This is a genomic window from Microbacterium sp. BF1, assembly GCF_019279095.1.
Classification (GTDB): domain Bacteria; phylum Actinomycetota; class Actinomycetes; order Actinomycetales; family Microbacteriaceae; genus Microbacterium; species Microbacterium maritypicum.
The window spans coordinates 1-1,234 of sequence record NZ_JAGYWT010000634.1; the positions used below are offsets into that span (position 1 = coordinate 1).

Consider the following 1,234-nt stretch of genomic DNA (forward strand, 5'->3'; position numbering starts at 1 on the left):
CTCGCCGATCAGGGTCCGCTGATCCCCGGTCGCCCGACGCTCCGGCAGCTCGCCGACGCCCGACGCGAGGATGGCACGCGCATGTCGGCGTCCGTTCCCGTGATCACGACGACGATCCCGGTGATCGAAGCGATCGACTGACGCTCGGGCCCGCCGAAGGTCGGTGGCACGCCGTAGGCTGTTGAGGTGACCACAGCCCTCTACCGCCGCTACCGACCCGAGACGTTCGGCGAGATGATCGGGCAGTCCCAGGTGACCGATCCGCTCATGACGGCGCTGCGCGGTGACCGGGTCGGACATGCCTACCTGTTCTCCGGGCCTCGCGGGTGCGGAAAGACCACGTCAGCGCGCATCCTGGCGCGCTGCCTGAACTGCGCCGAGGGGCCGACAGACGTGCCCTGCGGCGTCTGCCCCAGCTGCGTCGAGCTCTCGCGCACCGGCGGTGGATCGCTCGATGTCGTCGAGATCGACGCGGCGAGCCACAACGGCGTCGACGACGCACGCGACCTGCGCGAGCGGGCGACGTTCGCCCCGAGCCGCGACCGGTACAAGATCTTCATCCTCGACGAGGCGCACATGGTGACGCCGCAGGGCTTCAACGCACTGCTGAAGCTCGTCGAAGAGCCGCCGGAGCACGTCAAGTTCATCTTCGCGACCACCGAGCCAGAGAAGGTGCTCGGCACCATCCGCTCCCGCACGCACCACTATCCGTTCCGGCTTGTGCCGCCGGCCGCGATGCTCGAGTACGTCGCCAAGCTGTGCGCCGAAGAGGGCGTGATCGTCGAACAGGGTGTCCTCCCGCTCGTGGTCCGCGCCGGTGGCGGCTCGCCCCGTGACACGCTCTCGCTGCTCGACCAGCTGATCGCCGGCTCCGACGCACCTGCCGGATCCGAGACCGTCACCGTCGGCTACGCCCGCGCCGTCTCCCTGCTCGGCTACACGCACGGCGCCCTCCTCGACGAGATCGTTGACGCGCTCGCCGCAGGAGATGCGGCAGCCGCGTTCCCCGCGATCGACCGCGTGGTGCAGACCGGGCAAGACCCTCGCCGTTTCGTCGACGACCTGCTCGAGCGCCTGCGCGACCTCATCGTGATCGCCGCGGTCGGTGCCGGTGCCTCGGCCGTTCTGCGCGGTATCGCGGAAGACGACCTGGAGCGCATGCGCACCCAGGCCGACGTGTTCGGCTCCGCGCGGCTCTCGCGCACGGCCGACGTGGTGAGTGCGGCCCTCGACG

The 1,234-nt window shown here is 70.2% G+C and carries 1 protein-coding gene; it reads left to right on the forward strand.

The window, feature by feature from the left end:
- Nucleotides 1-186: 186 nt before the first annotated feature.
- A partial coding sequence (locus tag KZA10_RS15610; protein ID WP_218683343.1) for a DNA polymerase III subunit gamma and tau occupies nt 187-1,234 on the forward strand: 1,048 nt, incomplete at its 3' end.